General features: G+C 62.1%; 15 protein-coding genes. 9 read left to right on the forward strand and 6 right to left on the reverse strand.

Annotation, left to right across the window (positions count from 1 at the left end):
- Nucleotides 1-108: 108 nt before the first annotated feature.
- A complete protein-coding gene (locus tag AC0IXA_RS20000; RefSeq protein ID WP_007909658.1) occupies nucleotides 109-588 on the reverse strand; it encodes an Lrp/AsnC family transcriptional regulator in 480 nt (159 codons plus the stop codon).
- A gap of 450 nt (nucleotides 589-1,038) precedes the next feature.
- Between AC0IXA_RS20000 and AC0IXA_RS20005 the strand changes: the two genes are divergently transcribed.
- Nucleotides 1,039-1,974, forward strand: a complete 936-nt coding sequence (locus AC0IXA_RS20005) for a DUF6515 family protein (RefSeq protein WP_341639245.1) — start codon at nucleotides 1,039-1,041, stop codon at nucleotides 1,972-1,974.
- A gap of 34 nt (nucleotides 1,975-2,008) precedes the next feature.
- On the opposite strand, the gene AC0IXA_RS20010 is transcribed toward AC0IXA_RS20005, so the two are convergent.
- Together AC0IXA_RS20010 and AC0IXA_RS20015 are read right to left on the reverse strand one after the other, a co-directional pair.
- Nucleotides 2,009-2,917, reverse strand: coding sequence for a cation diffusion facilitator family transporter (locus AC0IXA_RS20010; RefSeq protein WP_341639244.1), 909 nt, complete (start codon nucleotides 2,915-2,917; stop codon nucleotides 2,009-2,011).
- A gap of 13 nt (nucleotides 2,918-2,930) precedes the next feature.
- Complete coding sequence (locus AC0IXA_RS20015; RefSeq protein WP_016773056.1) at nucleotides 2,931-3,350, reverse strand: hypothetical protein; 420 nt, start codon at nucleotides 3,348-3,350, stop codon at nucleotides 2,931-2,933.
- 110 nt (nucleotides 3,351-3,460) lie between these two features.
- Between AC0IXA_RS20015 and hrpB the strand changes: the two genes are divergently transcribed.
- The 3 genes from hrpB to AC0IXA_RS20030 all read left to right on the forward strand — a co-directional run bounded on the left by hrpB (nucleotide 3,461) and on the right by AC0IXA_RS20030 (nucleotide 7,122).
- Nucleotides 3,461-5,980: an ATP-dependent helicase HrpB gene (hrpB, locus tag AC0IXA_RS20020; RefSeq protein ID WP_471814375.1), complete on the forward strand. Its 2,520-nt coding sequence runs from the start codon at nucleotides 3,461-3,463 to the stop codon at nucleotides 5,978-5,980.
- Nucleotides 5,981-6,110: 130 nt separating this feature from the next.
- On the forward strand, nucleotides 6,111-6,683 hold the full coding sequence (locus tag AC0IXA_RS20025; protein WP_471814376.1) for a hypothetical protein: 573 nt from the start codon (nucleotides 6,111-6,113) through the stop codon (nucleotides 6,681-6,683).
- A gap of 13 nt (nucleotides 6,684-6,696) precedes the next feature.
- Entirely contained in the window at nucleotides 6,697-7,122 is a 426-nt protein-coding gene (locus AC0IXA_RS20030; protein WP_016773059.1) for a hypothetical protein, read from the forward strand.
- 11 nt (nucleotides 7,123-7,133) lie between these two features.
- On the opposite strand, the gene AC0IXA_RS20035 is transcribed toward AC0IXA_RS20030, so the two are convergent.
- Nucleotides 7,134-8,213 carry an endonuclease/exonuclease/phosphatase family protein gene (locus AC0IXA_RS20035; RefSeq protein ID WP_122506646.1) on the reverse strand — a complete coding sequence of 360 codons (1,080 nt, stop codon included), beginning with the start codon at nucleotides 8,211-8,213 and terminating at the stop codon, nucleotides 7,134-7,136.
- Between the two features lie 75 nt (nucleotides 8,214-8,288).
- Nucleotides 8,289-8,963, reverse strand: coding sequence for a YciC family protein (locus AC0IXA_RS20040; protein ID WP_122603852.1), 675 nt, complete (start codon nucleotides 8,961-8,963; stop codon nucleotides 8,289-8,291).
- A 177-nt stretch (nucleotides 8,964-9,140) separates the two neighbouring features.
- Here AC0IXA_RS20040 and AC0IXA_RS20045 point away from each other — a divergent pair, with 177 nt between their 5' ends.
- The 5 genes from AC0IXA_RS20045 to AC0IXA_RS20065 all read left to right on the forward strand — a co-directional run bounded on the left by AC0IXA_RS20045 (nucleotide 9,141) and on the right by AC0IXA_RS20065 (nucleotide 13,959).
- The gene (locus AC0IXA_RS20045) at nucleotides 9,141-9,908 is read left to right on the forward strand and encodes a DUF2076 domain-containing protein (RefSeq protein WP_471814377.1); all 768 of its coding nucleotides are present in this window, start codon (nucleotides 9,141-9,143) and stop codon (nucleotides 9,906-9,908) included.
- 291 nt (nucleotides 9,909-10,199) lie between these two features.
- Nucleotides 10,200-10,679: a LabA-like NYN domain-containing protein gene (locus tag AC0IXA_RS20050; RefSeq protein WP_056790604.1), complete on the forward strand. Its 480-nt coding sequence runs from the start codon at nucleotides 10,200-10,202 to the stop codon at nucleotides 10,677-10,679.
- A gap of 35 nt (nucleotides 10,680-10,714) precedes the next feature.
- A complete protein-coding gene (locus AC0IXA_RS20055) occupies nucleotides 10,715-11,320 on the forward strand; it encodes a 3'-5' exonuclease (RefSeq protein WP_095181881.1) in 606 nt (201 codons plus the stop codon).
- A 310-nt stretch (nucleotides 11,321-11,630) separates the two neighbouring features.
- Nucleotides 11,631-12,566, forward strand: a complete 936-nt coding sequence (gene yedA, locus AC0IXA_RS20060; RefSeq protein ID WP_151550902.1) for a drug/metabolite exporter YedA — start codon at nucleotides 11,631-11,633, stop codon at nucleotides 12,564-12,566.
- A gap of 52 nt (nucleotides 12,567-12,618) precedes the next feature.
- Entirely contained in the window at nucleotides 12,619-13,959 is a 1,341-nt protein-coding gene (locus AC0IXA_RS20065) for a DEAD/DEAH box helicase (protein ID WP_039761769.1), read from the forward strand.
- Between the two features lie 34 nt (nucleotides 13,960-13,993).
- On the opposite strand, the gene AC0IXA_RS20070 is transcribed toward AC0IXA_RS20065, so the two are convergent.
- Entirely contained in the window at nucleotides 13,994-15,274 is a 1,281-nt protein-coding gene (locus AC0IXA_RS20070) for a TIGR03862 family flavoprotein (protein ID WP_471814378.1), read from the reverse strand.
- Nucleotides 15,275-15,536: the final 262 nt, after the last annotated feature.

The raw sequence follows: 15,536 nt of genomic DNA on the forward strand, positions 1-15,536 counted from the left end.
TTTTAATGATACGGCGACCACCGAGATCTACACCATACACTGTTCGTCGGCAGCGTCAGATGTGTATAAGAGACAGCTGTGGGAGCGAGCCTGCTCGCGAAAGCGATTTCAGCTACGCAAATGAGTCAGCGGCAGTTCGGTGCTGTTGAGCACCTGATTCAGCACAAAACTCGACCGCACGCTGGTGACCCCTTCAATCCGGGTCAGGTGCCCCAGCAGTAATTTCTGGTAGTGATCCATATCCGGCACCACCACTTTCAACTGGTAGTCGGCATCCACTCCGGTCACCAGACTGCACTCCAGCACTTGCGGCAATGTGCGGATTGCCGCTTCGAAATTCTCGAAGCGTTCCGGCGTGTGCCGGTCCATGCCGATCAGCACATACGCGGTCAGGCTCAAGCCGAGCATCTTGCGATCGAGCAGCGCCACCTGGCGCGAGATATAGCCATCGTCTTCCAGCTGCTTGACCCGGCGCGAGCAAGGCGAGGGCGACAGACCGATGCGTTCGGCCAGTTCCTGGTTGGAGATACGGGCGTCGCGCTGCAATTCCGCCAAAATACTCAGGTCATACCGGTCGAGTTTGCTCATCAATCTGTCCTAGGTCGTAACTATTGCGGCGGATTATCTATCCAGGGTTAAAAATTGCGCAAGCGGTGTTTAATTGAGCAATTTTCGCAATCCTCTGTCGCGGCTTCAGGCCTATTCTTATCACCAGAATCACTGCTCGGTAACACAGTCCACGCGGCCCGCCCAATCAGGCCCGCCGCGGCCGCCACCCCCACCGGGGATATGCCGGCCCCCGAGCTGCACACTGTCCAGAAGACGGCGTGAGGTGAGCCGACGTCAAAAGCGTCGAGCCAGGACGAAGTTCTCCAGAAGGGAGGCCGACGGGTCTCCCTTTTTTCTTGCCTGCGATTTCATGTAGGCGCCTCAATAAATATGTCCCGCGACTGATAACCTGTTGCAGAACCCGGTGGGGCTGTTTCGAGTCTCAGCAACAAGCCCTGCCAACGACAGGCTCCCGCAGTGAGGAAAAGCATGAATTCGCGCATCTGGCGTCTGGCCGGTGTTGGTTTGCTGTGTGTGGGTGTCAGTGCGCAAGCGCTGGCCGATGAGCCGCAGAATCGTGGGCCTGGCAACGGGCCGCAGAACGACGGGATTATCCGTGGCGACAACAGCCGTCAGTTCGAGCACAACGGCCAGCCGCACAACAATGACGAACAATGGCAGAACCGCAACCGTGCCGATGAGCGTCCGCAACCGCCTCGCCAGCCCGGTAATAACCTGCCGATCCAGCCGCGTCCCGACGCCGTGCACCAGACTCAGGAGCCGCGTCAGGGTTACTACCGCGACGAGCGCCCGCAGAACGGTTATCACAATCAGCAATGGCAGACGCGGCCGCGTCCCGATGACAATCGCTGGCCGGGACGGCCGAACGGTCATGGCAATGGCTGGGGCCCCGGCCCGCAATATCGCCCGGGGCATGTGATCGACCGCTTCCCGGATCGTGATTACCGCGTGCCTTATCGCGGTCAGGATTACTTCTATTCCGGCGGCTATTGGTATCGACCGCAAGGCCCGCGCTACATCGTCGTGCAGCCACCGCGCGGGATCCGCATCCAGTATTTGCCGGATTACGCCCGTGAAGTGTGGGTCGGTGGTTCGCTGCTGTTCCTCGCCGCCGGCTCGTATTACGCCTATCAGGAGGCGACGCAGGATTACGTGGTGGTCGAGCCGCCGGTACAGCAACAGCCGCAACCGCAATCCCAAGGCTATGACGTCGAAGCCTACCCGGCCAACGGCCAGTCGCCGCAGCAAGTGCAGCAGGACGGTTACCAGTGCTCTCAGTACGCCGTGCAGCAAAGCGGTTTCGACCCGCGTACCGCGACTTATCAACCCGCGCCCGAGGTGGTTCAGGCTTATCGCCAGGCGCAGGGCAACTGCCTGAGCAGTCGCGGTTATCAGGTCAGATAGGGGCAGCTGCAAGCTGCAAGCTACAAGCTACAAGCTACAAGCTTGAAGCTAGAGGCTTTTCGCTTGTGGCTGCTTTTACAGGATCGGCGTGGACCAGTACCTCGGCTCTGGGATAAGCCTTGTGTATTGCCGCCGCCGCTTGATCGCTGATGCCATGGGCGACTGACAGGGTCAGTTCGCCCGGCAATTCCAGGTGCAATTGCACGAACCAGTGGTTGCCGGAGATCCGCGTGCGCAGGTCATGCGCGCCGAGCACCCCCGGCACGCTGCAGGCCAGTTCGAGCATGTGCTGGCTGACATCGGTCGGCAGTTCCTCGTCCATCAGCACCGAAAAACTTTCCCGGGCAATCTGGATTGCGCTCCAGAAGATGTACGCGGCGATCCCCAGGCCGAACCACGCATCCAGTTGCGCAAAACCCATTCCCGCCAATACCAGCGCGATGAGGATGCTGCCGTTGAGCAGCAGGTCCGAACGGTAATGCAGGGAGTCGGCACGCACGGCGTTGGAGCCGGTCTGCTTGATCACCCGGTGCTGCAACATCAGCAGCGCCGCCGTCAGCAGCAGGGAAAACACGATCACGCCAATGCTCAGCCACGGCGCGCCAAGTGGTTCCGGCGTCTGCAAGCGTTGGTAGGCCTGAAACGCGATCAACACCGCGCTGCCACCGATGAACAACGCCTGGGCCATGCCCGCCAACGATTCGGCTTTGCCGTGGCCATAACGGTGATCGTCATCCGCCGGGCGCAAGGCGTAATGCACCGCCAGCAGATTGAGCATCGAGGTGACGCCATCCAGCGCCGAGTCTGTAAGGCCGGCGAGCATGCTCACCGATCCGCTGAGCCACCAGGCAATCGCTTTGGCGATGATCAGCGTGCACGCGACCGCCACCGAGGCGCGGGTCGCCAGCCGCAGCAGGCGGGCGTGTTCGGGGCTGGAGGTCATTGAACGTCCTTATTCAAGCGGCCGGTTGCAGGCCGAACATCGCCAGTTGCTGAGTGCTGCCCTTGTGCTGGATCAGGCGCGGATCATCCAGAGGAAAATCTCGGCCCAGCTCGCTCTCAAGAATCGCCTGCAACTTGTGATTGTCGACCTGTCCATCCGGGCCGATGGCTTGCTTGAGCTTGGCCGGATCGATCTGCGCGGTGTGGCCTGGTTCGAAATAGATCGCCCCGGTGGCGAAGTCGACGGCAAACGCGATCAGCCCGGGAATGATGTAGAACAGCAGGCCGACGGCATCGAGCACGGCAATCGCCGGGTCGATCTTGCCGTCGATCTGGCCACGGCGGTCCGGGTAGAAAATCGAACCGCACGCCGACAGTTGCGTGAGCAGAGTGGCAACCAGAACACCGCCGATCAGGCGAGAGGGTAAGCGCATGGAAATGTCTCCTGAGTCATCAAATAACGAAGCTTCGTCTTGTGAAGTTAAGACCCTGACGAACGCCCGGCAGTTCGCCGTTATACTCGGCCCTCTGTTTTGGAGCCAGCATGATTTCTTTGCCGATCGACGATGTTTTACCCGCCGTGCGTGAAGCCCTCGCGTCACGCCACGAAGCCGTGCTCGAAGCACCGCCCGGCGCCGGTAAAACCACCCGCGTGCCTTTGGCCTTGCTCAACGAAGCCTGGCTGGCCGGGCAGACCATCGTCATGCTCGAACCTCGGCGTCTGGCTGCGCGGGCGGCGGCGGAGCGTTTGGCCAGCGAGCTCGGCGAGCAGGTCGGTGAAACCGTCGGCTATCGCATCCGCCTCGACAGCAAGGTCGGCCCGAAGACGCGTATCGAAGTGGTCACCGAAGGTATCCTCACCCGGCGCTTGCAGGACGACCCGGCGCTGGAAGGCGTGGGTCTGCTGATCTTCGACGAATTTCATGAACGCAGTCTCGACGCCGATCTGGCGCTGGCCCTCAGTCTGAACGGTCGCGAGCTGTTTCGCGCTGAACAGCCGCTGAAGATTCTGCTGATGTCGGCGACCCTCGAAGGCGAGCGGTTGGCGGGGTTGCTCGATGACGCGCCGATCCTGCGCAGCGAAGGGCGCATGTATCCGGTGACGATGCGCTGGGGCCGGCCGTTCCAACCGGGGGAATACATCGATCAGCGGGTTACCCAAATCGTGCTCGAAGCGCTGCACGACGAGACTGGCAGCCTGCTGGTGTTCCTGCCGGGACAGGCGGAGATCCGTCGCGTGCATCAGCAATTGACCGACGCCATCGGTGAGCGCAAAGACGTTCTGCTGTGCCCGTTGCACGGCGAACTCGACCTCAATGCGCAACGCGCGGCGATCGATCCGGCGCCGCCCGGCCAACGCAAAGTGGTGCTGGCAACCAACATCGCCGAGACCAGCCTGACCATCAACGGCGTGCGCGTGGTCATCGATGCCGGGCTGGCGCGGGTGCCGCGTTTCGATCCGGGCAGCGGCATGACCCGCCTCGACACCCAACGCATCTCCAAGGCCAGCGCCACCCAGCGTGCCGGCCGCGCCGGGCGACTGGAGCCGGGCGTGTGCTATCGCCTGTGGTCGCAGGATCAGCACGGACAACTGGCAGCGTATGGCAGCGCAGAAATTCTCTCGGCGGATCTGGCCAGCCTCGCTTTGCAACTCGGGCGCTGGGGCGTGACGCCGGGCGAACTGGTCTGGCTCGACATACCGCCAGCCGCCGCGTATGCCCAAGCGCAGGATCTGCTGCAACGGCTCGGCGCCTTGCACGGCGACACGCTGACGGCCCACGGCCAGGCCATGGCCGAACTGCCGGCGCATCCGCGCATCGCGCATTTGCTGTTGCGCGGTCAGGCATTGGGGCTGGCGGCGATGGCTTGCGATGTGGCGGCTCTGCTCGGCGAGCGCGATATCCTGCGCGGCGCTGGCGCGGATCTGCACAGCCGATTGGTCCTGCTTTCCGGCGAAGAACGTGCCGGTCGTGGCGCGCAGGGCGGGGTGCAACGTGCCCGGCAATTGGCTCGGCAGTATCGCGGCTACTTGCGCGGCAAGCCGAGCGAACCGGTAAACGATCCCGAGCATCCGCGCTGGCTCGGCGCCCTGCTGGCGCTGGCCTACCCGGATCGCGTCGCCCAGCAACGGCGTGCCGGTGGCGCCGAATACCGGTTGGCCAACGGTCGCGCCGCGCTGTTCGCTGAGGCCGACAGCCTGATGAAGCATGAGTGGATCGTCATCGCCGACCTTGGCAGCCGTCAGGGCCAGCGCGAAGAACGCATCTATCTGGCGGCGGATTTCGATCCGGCGCTGTTCGATTCGGTGCTCGCCGAGCAAGTGCGCAGCGTCGATCAACTCGATTGGGATGAACGCGAAGGCGTGCTGCGTGCCGAGCGCCAGCGCAAGGTCGGCGAGCTGATTCTGAGCCGCGAACCGTTGACCGGTCTGGATGAAAACGCGCGCAGTCAGGCGCTGGTCAATCTGGTGCGGCGCAAGGGTCTGGAGTTGTTGCCGTGGACCCCGGAACTGCGCCAGTGGCAGGCGCGGGTGGCGCTGTTGCGTCAGCTCGATCTGAACACTCAGGACGACAGCCAATGGCCGGATGTCAGCGATGCGGCATTGTTGAATACCCTGGAAGACTGGCTGATGCCGTATCTGGGCAAGGTCTCGCGGCTGAGCCATTTCGCCAACCTCGACCTGTCGAGCATCGTGCGCAATCTGCTGCCGTGGCCGCTGCCGCAGAAGCTCGACGAACTGGCGCCGCATCATTTGAGCGTGCCGTCGGGTTCATCGATTCGTCTGGATTACAGCGAACATCCACCGATTCTCGCGGTGCGTTTGCAAGAGCTGTTTGGTCTGGCCGATACGCCACGGATCGCCGGCGGCCGGCAAGTGGTCAAGCTGCATCTGCTGTCGCCAGCGCGGCGGCCGGTGCAGGTCACGCAGGACCTGGCCAACTTCTGGCGCAGCACCTATGCCGAGGTGAAGAAGGATCTCAAGGGGCGTTATCCCAAGCATTATTGGCCGGACGATCCCTTGGTCGCCGAAGCCACGGCGCGGGCGAAACCACGCGGCACCTGACCCGCAATGGCTGCGCGCCATTAGCCCATCCGTGCTAATTGCCCTTGGTTGTTCCGGCTCGCAAAATCGCCGCCTGAACAATAACCAGCCTTGTTGCCTGGCAACTTGCGCCCAAGGAACGGAACTGCCCATGACCTCTTTCTTCAAGCTCAGGAAGTTGATCTTCTTGTCGGCTGCGCTATTGGCCGCCTCCAGTTCGGCCCTGGCCGAAGAGCCCAATCCGATTGGTGACTGGTGGATCATCTACGGCAACGGCGTGCCCCAGAAAAACATCATGTACGTCGCCGATGCGACGTCGGTGGTGCCTTCGCAGAAAACCAAAGGCGCGACCATGGTCGCAGTGACCCTGGTGTATGAAGAGCCCGGCAAACCGATGATCGACGTCTACAACCTCGAAGCCCAGTGCGCCTCGGGCAAGGTACGTTTTATCAATGGCCAGTCCATCGAGCGTCTGGCCTACACCATGCGTCATCTGAAAGTTGCCAACCAATGGCAGACCCCGAAAGAGTTCTGGGTCCAGCAAGCGCTGAAGTTTGCCTGCGCCCCTGGCAGTCGCGCGAAAAACGACATGGCCGCCGTGGGCAAGATGGAATACCTGCAGATGATCGAGATGCTGCAGCAGATGTTTTTCAAGCTCGCGCCGATTCAGCAAAAGAGCCAGATGATGGACAACATCGACAGCCTGCTCGAACTCAAGAAATAAGCCGAGGCATCCAATGACTTACACACGTTTATGGCTGGCAACCCTGCTGGCAGGATTGCTCTTGAGCGGCTGTTCCACCATCGCGCAGAGCCGCTGGGAAGGCCGTGATATGCAGGAAGCACTGGACCTGTTCGGCACGCCCGACTCGATGGCAAAGGAAACCGGCCCGAACGGCGAACCCTTGGCCGTACTGACCTGGCACAAGTCCGCGAGCTGGACCTCCACCGAAGCGGCCGGCACTTCGATGACCCATACCGGCAATGGCATGGTGTACACCGAGCACTACCAACAGGTCGGCCACAGTTCTACCTGCAAGTTGCAGGCGAAGATCAATCAACAGAAGAAGATCGCCCAGTTCCTGATCGAAGACGGGCGAATACTGCACGGCAAGTGCGCTAACGTTCGCTATGTTCCGGGTTACGTTCCGCCCGGCTTATAAGGGCAAAGCGCTCAGGGCGCAGCGGGCAGGAGGAACCGCGCAATCACCGGCAAATGGTCGGAGATGCGCAAGGTATCGTCCTGCCGCACCTGCGCTTGCAGGCGTTTGAGCTTCGGGCTGTAGAACAGATAATCCACCGTGCGATCCGGGCCGTTGAGGCCGGGGTCGTTGGGGTAATGGGTCAGCCATTTGGCTCGATCGATACCGCCGGCCTCGTTGTTGGTCGGGATCATCGGGTACTTGTCCCACAGCAGATGCAGTTCGCTGTCGGCAGAGTAGGGCGTGCGCCGCTCGACCGGCAGGCGTCGATACTGGCCCAGCGGCAGCAGATTGAAATCGCCACCGATCAGCCAGGGCAGGCCCTGGCTTTCATACTTGTCGAGCACTTTGGCCACGGCAGCCACTTGCGCCTGCACGTTGCCGTCCGCCTGGCTGGCGCGCTGCAAGTGGGTGTTGAACACGGTCAGTTGTCCGCCATCGCTGAGCGGCAGCTTGACTGCGAGCAAGGCGTCTTTGGGCTGGAACTGGCGGCTGATGAAGTTGCTCGGGGCGACGGGCAGTTGCAGGCGTTCGGCGTGTTCGATGCGATAGCGGCTCAGCGTGGCCAACTGGCGGCCGACGCTGCCGTAGATGTGGGGCTCGGGGACGAAATCGGCTTTCCAGTCGAAGGCGCTGGTGCTGCACGGGTACAGGTCGGCGACCCGTTCCTGCAACAGTTTGAGCTGGTTCTGGTAATCGCTGGCCTTGGCGCCGTCGTCAAGCTCCTGCAACAGCACCACATCGGGTTGTTCGTCACGGATCACCCGCGCTACTTCGTCAAGGCTGAAGGCCATGTCTTCGGCGGTCGGCGCTTCATCGTCGCCTTCGGCCAGATCATTCCAGAACACGTAGCGCTTGCCGGCGAGGAACTGCACGTTCCAGGTCATGACTTTCAGCGCTTGCCCGGGCACCAGTGTCGGCGCGGTGGTGCCGCAACTGACCGGCAGGGTTTCGCGGGCATCGGGGCGCCAGGTCAGGCTGAACAGCAGCACGCCGAACAGGACGACGGCAAGGACAACGAGCAACAGGGTGTAGCGCAGCAGACGGGTCATGGCTCGGCTTATAGCGTTACAGAAGGTGGCCCCGAGCATACCTGACGGCAGCCGCGAAGCCCAAGCACGGTGGGGTCAGACCGCTCCGTTACGTTTGTCAGGCAATTCGCTGATCAGCATGAACAGACGGAACAGCACCACGCTGGTGAACAGTTGCAGGAAGCTGTGGGCGCTGTCGATCAGCCCGGCAATCAGCGGATTCTGCGGTTCGGGGTACACCGCCAGCGTCGCGCCCTTGAGCAACCACAACGGTGTCATCACGCAGAGAATGCACAGCAGGATGCGCCAGAAGTGTCCACGGGTCAGGCGCAGGCTTTCCTTCATCGACTGCAACGGTCCGAGGCCGCGCAGCACCAGCAGGTATTCGGCGAAGGCGAGCATGACCATCAGCATCAGCCCCGGCAGGAAGTACAGCGACAGGCCCAGCAGAATCAGCAAGGTATTGAGCGCGGTCAGCACCGCGAAGCGTGGCCACAGGGTTGCGGCCATCGCCAGCAGGTCGCGGTTGCGCGGCGACTCGCCACGGCTGCGCGCATCGAGAAACAGGATCAGCGCGGCGGTGTACAGCGGATACACCAGCAGGCCGACGATGATGCTGACGCCGGCGAAGGTGTCCGGCCCGGTGGCGTGATCGACCGCCTGCTGCAAGAAGGCTTCGACAATCACCAGCGGCAGGCACAACTGCACGATGCTGCCCAGATGGCGTTTGAAAAAATACAAAGAGTCGCGCAGTACTTCGAGGGCATTCATCAGTCGGTATCGCAGGTCGAAAACAGTGGCTCACTTTAACCGATGCAACGCGGGGCGACACAAACGTAAACATTCGGTAAAGGCCATTGAAACGTTTTGTCACTGTCTCCATTACAGGAGAGCACCGCGCCCAGAGTGGGCACGGGCACGTTATTACCGGCAATCTACGAGGTCGCCATGAACAGCGAAGAGCAAACCCTGATCGATGGACTGTTTTCCCGGCTGCAACAGGCCGAGATGGAGGCAGCCCCGCGCGACGCCCAGGCCGAGGCGCGGATCAAGGAACACCTGACGCGCCAACCGGCGGCAGGTTATTTCATGACCCAGGCGATTCTGGTGCAAGAGGCCGCGCTGAAAAGCCTCGACGAGCAGAACAAGCAACTGACTCAGCAAGTCCAGCGTCTGCAGGCCGAGCTGCAATCGGCCAAGGCCCAGAGTGGCGCTCCGTCAGCGAGCGGTGGCGGTGGCGGTGGCTTCCTGTCGAGCATTTTTGGTGGCGGCAACTCACGTCCGGCGCCGAGCCAGAGCGCAGCGCCGTCGTCCTCCGGCGGCTGGCGTGAACCGGCACCGCAGCAGAGCTACCAGACTCCGGCACCGCAACAGAGCTTCGGCGCCGCGCCGCCCAACTATGCGCAGCAGGCAGCCCCGGCGGCGGGCAACAGCTTCCTCGGCGGCGCGCTGAAAACCGCCGCAGGCGTGGCCGGCGGTGTGATGCTGGCGCAGGGCATCAGCAGCCTGTTCCACCACAATCAGCAACCGGAAGAAATCGTCGAGGTCATCAAGGAAGAACCGGCGCAGGTCGCCGACCAGAGCAACAACGGCTGGGGCGATGATCAGCGCGTGGCGGACAACGGCTTCTCGGGCAATGACCAGGGCGGTTTTAGCGACGCCGATTACAGCAGCGACAATTCGTCGTTCTTCGATGACGACGACTCCTTTGTCTGACATAGCCTCTGAAGGCTGGCATAGCCTCTGAAGGCTGACATGTACTCTGTGGCGAGGGGATTTATCCCCGCTGGGCTGCGCAGCAGCCCCGCTTTTCCTGATTGGAGCGAGGACTGCTGCGCAGCCCAACGGGGATGAATCCCCTCGCCACACTCACCACTCGTCAGCAGCACCTTTGCGCCTGTGGCCGATTATTCGCGGAACCCTCCTTCGGGCTGGCATACTGAGCGCCTTTTTCAGGCCTGATCGCCTGACCCCGCTTCGTGCGCTTGCGCGCTCACAGGAACTCCGGTGAAAAAAATCGCAGTGTTCGCCGATGTGCAGAACCTCTACTACACCGTGCGTCAGGCCTATGGTTGCCACTTCAACTACGCCGCATTGTGGGCCGACATCAGCAAGAACGGACAGATCGTCGAGGCTTACGCCTACGCGATCGACCGTGGCGACAGCAAGCAGCAGCAGTTTCAGCAGATCCTGCGCAACCTCGGTTTCACCGTGAAGCTCAAGCCATACATCCAGCGCAGCGACGGCTCGGCCAAGGGCGACTGGGATGTCGGCATTACCCTGGACATCATGGACGCCGCCGACCATGTCGACGAAGTGGTGCTGGCCTCCGGTGACGGCGATTTCGACATGCTGCTCGAACGCATTATCAACAAGCACGGCGTGCAAGCAGTAGCCTACGGCGTCCCCGGCCTGACCGCCAACTCGCTGATCCGCGCCGCCAGCCGCTACGTGCCGATCGAAGGCGCGCTGCTGCTCAAGAGCTGAGCTGAACAATAGATTTGAACGGAGTACACCCCGGTTTGGAACGCATTGCAGTCATCGACTTTGAAACCACCGGCCTGTCGCCGAACAGCAGCTGCCGCGCCACGGAAATCGCCGTGGTCATGCTGGAAAACGGCCGCATTGTCGAGCGTTACCAGAGCCTGATGAACGCTGGGGTGCGCGTCCCCGCGTTCATCGAGCAACTGACCGGCATCAGCAACGCCATGCTGCGCACCGCGCCGCCGGCCGAGCGGGTGATGGAAGAGGTCAACGAATTCGTCGGCTGCACGCCATTGCTCGCACACAACGCCTCGTTCGACCAGAAATTCTGGGATTTCGAACTGGGGCGGATCAAACGCACACGCCTGCAGAATTTTGCCTGTTCACTGCTGCTGGCGCGGCGCCTGATGCCGGCGGCGCCGAATCACAAGCTCGGTACGCTCACCACGTTTGCGCAGTTGCCGCATACCGGCCAGGCTCACCGGGCCATGGCCGATGCCGAGATGGCGGCCAATCTGATGGCGCATCTGGCGGAAGAGTTGCGGGGCAAACATGGAGTGCGCGAGTTGAATCACGACCTGTTGTGCAAATTGCAGAAAGTCCCTGCGGCGAAAGTCGGCGAGCATTTGCAGCGTTATCGCTGATTCCAGGCACTCCGACTGATCGTTCCCACGCTCTGCGTGGGAATGAAGCCCGGGACGCTCCGCGTCCCTTTCAAAGCCGAACGCAGAGCGTCCGTTGAGGCATTCCCACGCGGAGCGTGGGAACGATCCAAGATGGATGTCTGCTGATGCACCGCCTTCGCGAGCAGGCTCGCTCCCACAAGGACCTTGGCGGTCTCAGTTGCTTTCATGCAAAAGTGTACCGGCGCGAAAAACAGGTTTTGTAACTTATTTTTGCGCGGCGGCCTTTCTAGAATGACCGGTCCACAGAAATCTGACTGTCGAGCTGCCCATGCCTGCCTTGCGCCGTTTTTCCCTGCCGTTGATCGCTGCGTTTTTTGCGTTGTACGTGATCTGGGGGTCGACCTATCTGGTGATTCGCATTGGCGTCGAATACTGGCCGCCGCTGTTGCTGGCCGGGGTGCGCTTCGTCATTGCCGGCAGCTTGATGTACGCCTGGCTGCGCTGGCGCGGTGCTCCTGCGCCGACCTGGGCGCAGTGGAAAGCGGCGGGGCTGGTCGGCATTCTGCTGCTCAGTTTTGGTAATGGCGCTGTGAGCGTGGCGGAGCACACCGGCGTGGCGTCAGGTGTCGCTGCGCTGGCGGTGGCGACGGTGCCACTGTTCACCTTGTTGTTCGGCTACTTCTGGGGCGCGCGCAATACGCGGCTGGAGTGGGCCGGTGTGGCGTTGGGGATTATTGGCATCGCCATGCTCAACATGGGTTCCAACCTGCAATCGAGCCCGCTCGGTGCGATGTTGCTGATTTTCGCGGCGGCGAGCTGGGCGTTCGGTTCGGTGTGGAGCAAATACCTGCCATTGCCGGCGGGGGCGATGGCCAGCGCGGTGGAAATGCTGGTTGGCGGCGTGGTCTTGCTGATCGGCAGTGCGCTGAGTGGCGAGCACCTGCAAGCCATGCCGCCGCTCGAAGGGTGGCTGGCGCTGGTCTATCTGATCTTCTTTGGCTCGATCATCGCCTTCAATTCCTACATGTATCTGCTCAAACACGTGCGCCCGGCGGCAGCGACCAGTTATGCCTACGTCAACCCGGCGGTGGCGGTGTTGCTCGGCGTGGTGTTTGTCGGCGAGACCATCGGCATCGAAGAAGCGCTGGCGATGCTGGTGATCATCAGCGCGGTGCTGCTGATCAGCCTGCCGCAGTGGCGTCGACCTGCGCAGCCACCCGTGGAAGAGGCGAAAGCCGTTCCGACGGAAGCGCGTACGAATTAGGGTAAACTGCGCGGCATTGCATCCCCGCGTCATTTTTTCCTACGGTACTCCCATGACTTTCGCCTCCCTTGGCCTGATCGAACCCTTGCTGCGCTCCCTCGAGACGCTCGGCTACCAGACCCCGACGCCGGTGCAGGCGCAAGCCATTCCGGCGGTGCTGGCCGGTCGCGACCTGATGGCAGCGGCCCAGACCGGCACCGGTAAAACTGCCGGTTTCGCCTTGCCGCTGTTGCAGTTGCTGGCCATGGAAGGGCCGAAAGTCACCGCCAACTCGGCGCGTGCGCTGATTCTGGTGCCGACCCGCGAGCTGGCCGAGCAGGTCCATGAAGCCGTGCGCCAATACGCCGAGAACCTGCCGCTGCGCACATATGCGGTGTACGGCGGTGTCAGCATCAACCCGCAGATGATGAAGCTGCGCGGCGGCGTCGATGTGCTGGTCGCCACCCCTGGTCGCTTGATCGACCTGTTTCGCCAGAACGCGCTGAAACTCAATCAGCTGCAAACGCTGGTGCTGGATGAAGCCGACCGTATGCTCGACCTGGGCTTCTCGGAAGAACTGGCGAACATTTACCGCATGCTGCCGAAAAAGCGCCAGACCCTGCTGTTCTCCGCGACCTTCTCCGATGACATCCGCCTGCTTGCCGGGCAGATGCTCAACGATCCTTTGAGCGTCGAAGTCAGCCCGCGCAACGTCGCTGCCAACACGGTCAAGCAGTGGATCGTCACCGTCGACAAGAAGCGCAAGGCCGAACTGTTCGTGCACCTGATGCGCAAGAACAAGTGGAAGCAGGTGCTGGTGTTCGCCAAGACGCGCAACGGCGTCGATGCGCTGGTGGAAAAGCTTCAGGGCCTCGGTGTGAATGCTGACGGCATCCATGGCGACAAACCCCAGGCGACCCGCCAGCGCGCGCTGGACCGGTTCAAGCTCAGCGAAGTGCAGATTCTGGTGGCGACCGACGTCGCCGCCCGTGGTCTGGACATCGAAGACCTGCCGCTGGTGGTCAACTTCGATCTGCCGATCGTCGCCGAGGACTACATTCACCGCATCGGCCGTACTGGCCGCGCGGGTGCCACCGGTGAGGCGATTTCGCTGGTGTGTGCCGATGAAGTGAACATGCTCTCGGCCATCGAAATGCTGACTCGGCAGACGTTGAAGCGCCAGAACGAGCCGGATTTCGAACCCGAGCACCGCGTCCCGGACACCGACGCCAGCGGTCAGGTGATCAAGAAGCCGAAAAAACCGAAGAAGCCGAAAGCATCGGGCGGTGGCGGTGGTAAACGCAATCTGGGCAAGTGGGTCGACAGCGGTGAGACCTCGGCACCGGAGCCATCGATCAAACCGGTGCGCAAAGTGCCGGTGTTCAATACTGGACCGCGCAAGCGCAAACCCTGAAAGCAGCTTCGAGCGTTCAGCTGCAAGCTGCAAGTTAGAAGCGCTTTGCTTCGGCTTGCAGCTTGCAGCTCAGAACTTGCTGCTGCTTGACCCACTGCACAATACCCAGCCCTGCCGCCCGCCCACTGGCGAAACACCCGGTCAGCAAGTAGCCTCCGGTCGGCGCTTCCCAGTCGAGCATCTCGCCCGCACAAAACACCCCCGGCAGGGCCTTGAGCATCAAGCGCTCATCCATCGCTTCGAACCTTACGCCACCGGCACTGCTGATCGCTTCGTCCAGCGGACGGGTTTTCACCAGAGTCAGCGGCAACGCTTTGATCGCTCGCGCCAACAGCGCCGGATCGGCGAACGTTTCGGCGTCGGTCAGCTCGCGCAACAACGCGGCTTTAACCCCATCAATCCCCACCTGACTGTGCAGATGCTTGGCCATTGAGCGCGAACCACGTGGTTTGCTCAGCGCTGCCTGTAATTTATCCACAGGCCGGCCGGGCAGCAGGTCGATGTGGATAACCGCTGCGCCGTAGCGATTGATTTCTTCGCGTATCGGCGCCGACAGCGCATAGATCAGACTGCCTTCAATCCCGGTCGCGGTGATCACGCATTCGCCCAAGCGCGGGATGTCGTCGTTCAAACCGATGGCAATGTTTTTCAGCGGTGCACCGGCGAATTTGCTCACCATCAGCTCGCTCCAGGCTTGCACCTCGAAGCCGCAATTGCTTGGTTGCAACGGCGCCAGATCCACGCCGCGCTGCTCCAGCGGCAACATCCACGCGCCATCCGAGCCCAGGCGCGACCAACTGCCGCCGCCGAGGGCGAGCAGGGTGGCGTCGGGGTTTACGCTGATTTCGCCTTGCGGACTGGCGATGCGCAATGCGCCGCTTGCGTTCCAACCGAGCCAGCGATGGCGTGTGTGGATAACCACGCCACCGTCGCGCAGGCGCTTGAGCCAGGCGCGCAACAGCGGGGCGGCTTTCATGTCGGTGGGGAACACGCGGCCGGAGCTGCCGATGAAGGTTTCGATGCCCAGTTCATTAATCCACTGGCACAGCGCATCGGCATCGAATGCGCGCAGCAGCGGGGCGATCTGCGGTGCGCGTTCGGCGTAACGGGAGAGGAACGCCGGGTAGGCTTCGGAATGGGTGATGTTCATGCCGCCGACCCCGGCCAGCAGGAACTTGCGCCCGACCGAGGGCATGCCGTCGTACACGTCGACGCGGATTCCGGCCTGGCTCAGCACTTCGGCGGCCATCAGGCCGGCGGGGCCACCGCCGATGATGGCGACGTGGGTGTTGGCGGGGGCGGAATTCTGGGTCATGGGCGTGCGCTGCGGTATGGCGGGACAAGGCGCGCATTCTAACAGCGCTGAACCCTGTGGGAGACACCATGTGGGAGCGAGCCTGCTCGCGAACGCGGTCTGTCAGTCAATTAGATGTTGTGCTAAAGCTTTCGCGAGCAGGCTCGCTCCCACCGGGGCTGCGGTGTATTTCGAGGCTGGTTAAAAAATAAACAGTGCGCTGGGCGCCTTGGGCAGCATGGCCTGCAGTCCCTTTCGCTCAGGTTATCCACAGGCAGTTCCA

This window comes from Pseudomonas sp. AC083 (assembly GCF_979253165.1).